This window comes from Rhodococcus sp. (in: high G+C Gram-positive bacteria) (genome assembly GCF_049286785.1).
Lineage (GTDB): Bacteria > Actinomycetota > Actinomycetes > Mycobacteriales > Mycobacteriaceae > Rhodococcus_F.
In genome coordinates this window covers 1-2,582 of sequence record NZ_JBAQEO010000708.1, presented here as the reverse complement: position 1 = coordinate 2,582, position 2,582 = coordinate 1, and the positions used below count along the sequence as shown (strand labels likewise).

Genomic DNA, 2,582 nt, shown 5'->3' with positions numbered 1-2,582 from the left:
TCTCGGTGCCGCCGCGTGCCTGATCGCCGCGGCCATCGGGGCGACACGCTTCCGGCGGAAGAGCGACTCTGTGACTCAGCCCACGGACGGGGTAGGTTATGTGTAACCATAGAAGCTACTAACCAGTAGGGGTGCGTTATGCCTGCTCCGTCCGCCGCAACGTTCGCGCGGCTCGCCGAACTCATCGCCATCCCGGACGTTGCGGATCGTCCTACCCGATCCGTCGTCGAGGCGTTCACGGGCAAGGAACTGGCCACCATTCCGATCGGCACCGCCGAGGACGCCGAGGGCGCGATCGCCCGTGCCCGGGTGGCCCAGAAGGAGTGGGCGGCGCGGCCCGTGATCGAGCGTGCCGCCATCTTCCACCGCTACCGGGAACTGGTGCTCGAGAATCGCGACGCCCTGATGGACATGGCGCAGGCCGAGACAGGAAAGTCGCGGACCGCGGCGCAGGAGGAAGTCCTCGACATTGCGATGACTGCCCGGCACTACGCGCGGGTCGCACCCAAGCTGTTGCGCCCGCGACGCGTGTCCGGGATGCTGCCCGTCCTGACCAAGACGGTGATCCGATACCAGCCCAAGGGCGTCGTGGGTGTGATCTCACCGTGGAACTACCCCATGACCCTTGCGGTGTCCGACGCCATCGCGGCGCTGCTCGCCGGCAACGCCGTGGTCCTCAAGCCCGACAGCCAGACGCCGTACTGCGCACTGGCCTGCGTCGATCTGCTCTACCAGGCAGGACTGCCGCGCGAGCTGTTCGCCGTGGTTCCAGGTCCCGGTTCGGTGGTCGGCACAGCACTGGTCGAGAACACCGAGTACCTGATGTTCACCGGGTCCACCGCCACAGGTCAGCTGTTGGCCGAGCAGGCCGGCCGACGCCTCATCGGTTTCTCCGCCGAACTCGGCGGCAAGAACCCGATGATCGTCACCGCCGGAGCCAACCTCCGAGAGGTCGCCGACGCCGCCGTCCGCGCCTGCTACTCCAACTCGGGCCAGCTGTGCATCTCTATCGAACGCATCTACGTCGAGAGCTCCATCGCACCCGAGTTCACACGGATCTTCGGCGAACGCGTCCGCAACATGAAACTGGGCCCCGGCTACGAGTTCGGCATCGAGATGGGCAGCCTCGTGTCCGAGGCGCAGGTGAAGGCGGTGGCCAGCCACGTCGACGACGCCGTCGTCAAGGGCGCGACCGTGGTCGCCGGCGGTAAGGCCCGGCCCGACCTGGGTCCGCTCTTCTACGAGCCGACGGTTCTCACCGATGTCCCGAAGGACGCCGAATGCTACGGCGACGAGACGTTCGGGCCGTTGGTCTCGATCTATCCGGTCGCGAACGTGGACGAAGCGGTTGAACGCGCCAACGACACCGACTACGGACTGAACGCCAGCGTGTGGGCGGGCACGAAAGCCGAGGGCGAGGCCATCGCCGCTCGGATCCACGCCGGTACCGTCAATGTCGACGAAGGTTACGCGCCCACCTGGGGCAGCACCGGCGCACCGATGGGCGGCATGGGCGTCTCCGGAGTCGGGCGACGCCACGGCGACGACGGCCTGCTCAAGTACACCGAGCCGCAGACCATCGCCACCACCAGACTCCTCAACCTCGGGGGTCCGCGCGGGCTTTCGCCGAAGGTGTGGGCAAAAATCATGCCGCCCTTCGTCAAGGCTCTGCAGTGGCTTCCCGGTCGGTGACTGCCTGGACGGTACGGGCGATTGTCAGACGCTTGTCTACGCTGTCGCCATGAGGCCCGAGAGGGGTGTCCGGGTACGCGCCGAACAGGCGCGCAGTCGTGACACCAGGAAACAGATCATGGATGCGGCGGTCGCCGTGCTGGTCGATCACGGCTACTCGAATGCGACCACGGTCCGCATCCAGGAGGCGGCCGGTGTTTCCCGTGGAGGCTTGTTGCACCACTATCCGTCGCGGGATGCACTGCTGGTGGCCGCCGTGCATCACCTGGCGCTCGCCGCGGTGCGGGACATCGGCCGTGAGGAGGAGTGGCCGAGCGACCCAACTGCCCGCATCGGTACGGCGATCGATCTGATGTGGTCGCACTTCCGTCAGCCCTATTTCTGGGCATCGATGGAATTGTGGCTGGCGGCCCGTGCTCACAACGAACTGCGCGCTGCGCTGCTGCCGGTGGAGAAAGCACTGGGGCAAACGATCAAGGATCAAACCGACACGTTCTTCGGAGTCGAGCTCCGGTCCGCCCCACGGTACGTGGAACTGCGTGATCTACTGCTTGCGAGCATGCGGGGGATCGCATTGACCTACGCGATCGATCCGCGCGATCCCCTGCTCGAACCTCAACTCGAGGTGTGGCGCCATCAGGCGATGGCGGCGCTGCTCGGTTGATCCGCCGGGATCAGACGGTGGCCCCGTAGTTTTCGTCGCTGTACACGGGGATGACCTCGGTGGAGTTGTCGTCGCGGTAACTGTCCTGGATCGCGATCTGTGCGCTCTCGGGCAGGGTGTGCAGGATCTGCCGGACGCGTTCCTGGCGGCGGGCGACGGCCTGGCGGAACGGCATGCCCGGGGTGGCCTTCATCTGCGGGACGATGCCCTCGACGTCGTCGACACC

General features: G+C 66.5%; 2 protein-coding genes and 1 pseudogene. 2 read left to right on the top strand and 1 reads right to left on the bottom strand.

Translation table 11 applies throughout. The features are described 5' to 3' along the window. The first annotated feature begins 138 nt into the window (after positions 1-138). Together WAW17_RS25630 and WAW17_RS25625 are read left to right on the top strand one after the other, a co-directional pair. The gene (locus tag WAW17_RS25630) at positions 139-1,692 is read left to right on the top strand and encodes a succinic semialdehyde dehydrogenase (protein ID WP_422335688.1); all 1,554 of its coding nucleotides are present in this window, start codon (positions 139-141) and stop codon (positions 1,690-1,692) included. Positions 1,693-1,741: 49 nt separating this feature from the next. After that, entirely contained in the window at positions 1,742-2,356 is a 615-nt protein-coding gene (locus tag WAW17_RS25625; protein WP_422335687.1) for a TetR/AcrR family transcriptional regulator, read from the top strand. Positions 2,357-2,366: 10 nt separating this feature from the next. Here the strand turns inward: WAW17_RS25625 and WAW17_RS25620 are convergent. Then, positions 2,367-2,582: pseudogene (locus WAW17_RS25620) on the bottom strand (ABC transporter ATP-binding protein); the annotation flags it as partial.

What these genes read in the sequence shown, in the direction of transcription:
- WAW17_RS25630 (WP_422335688.1), top strand. Translation starts at nt 139, where the DNA reads ATGCCTGCTCCGTCCGCCGCAACGTTCGCGCGGCTCGCCGAACTCATC.
- WAW17_RS25625 (WP_422335687.1), top strand. Translation starts at nt 1,742, where the DNA reads ATGAGGCCCGAGAGGGGTGTCCGGGTACGCGCCGAACAGGCGCGCAGT.